This window comes from Serratia sp. T13T92 (assembly GCF_047530105.1).
GTDB lineage: Bacteria > Pseudomonadota > Gammaproteobacteria > Enterobacterales > Enterobacteriaceae > Chania > Chania fonticola.
The window spans coordinates 1-1,002 of the sequence record NZ_JBLJAK010000123.1 but is presented as its reverse complement, the minus strand read 5'-3'; the positions used below and the strand labels follow the sequence as shown (position 1 = coordinate 1,002).

Here is a 1,002-nt window from a genome sequence, read left to right as displayed (position 1 = left end):
CGATGTCGCGCCAAAAGCAATCACTGCAAACATCATAACTTTATTAAGCTTCATATACGGTCCTTATATACATGGAAAATAACATCAAGATCAGGTAAAGCCAAACGAGAGTAAAAGACCTAAGGTCCAACATCTAAATTTGGCTCATTAAATTTAAAAAATATAACAACTTAAGCAGGATAACTATCTGAATCTGACTGGCCACTTTGCTAGCTGACTGACCACTTGAATATTTCATATCATGATCTTCCTGCCGCTAAATATCTTGGCAAAAATTTTTCTATAAAAAAAGTTTTTTTCAAAAAAACAAAATATTCAGTTAATTTTCACTGATTTTCGGCCAATACAGACATAATTTAGATCGATAGGTCGCAAAAAACAAAAAGTCAGAATAAAATCCTTTAAACGAAGATTAAACGACAAAATAGATCGCAATAGTATTGTTTGTGAGTTATATTGACTGCCACGAGAGCATAACGCGCCATTCGGCGCGAGTACGGAAGCATTGCTGCCTAAACCGTTTTTAAGGGTTCTGTTGCAAAAATCTGTAGCAGTGCGTTTACTGGTATCTCGCTTATGCCCTCAGTCTGCTTAATCTCGAAGAAATGATGGCTGAACGCAGCATTGCTGTTGACCATTCCAGGATTTATCGCTGGGTAATCCCACTGGTTCCGTTGTTGGATAATGGCTTTCGCCGACATAAACGTACTGCGGATCGTCGATGGCGCATGGACGCAACCAACAACAGAGTCAAAGGCCAATGGAAATATCTTTACTGTGCGGTCGATGCTGCCGGTCAAACCATCGACTTTCTGCTGACCGCCAAACGGGATGCTGCAGCGGCGTTGCGCTTCTTTCGCAAGGTCATTCGACAGCACCATGAACCGGAGAAAGTGACCATTGATAAAAGTGGCGCTAACATGGCAACGCAGACCACACTCAACGCCAACAAACCAGAAGAAGGGGTCATTACTGTCAAGAAGAACAAGTATCTGAATAATG

1 pseudogene is annotated in these 1,002 nt (G+C 41.3%); it reads left to right on the top strand.

Annotated elements, in window-relative coordinates:
• Nucleotides 1-551: 551 nt before the first annotated feature.
• Nucleotides 552-1,002 (top strand): annotated as a pseudogene (locus ACMV5I_RS29495) (IS6 family transposase); the annotation flags it as partial.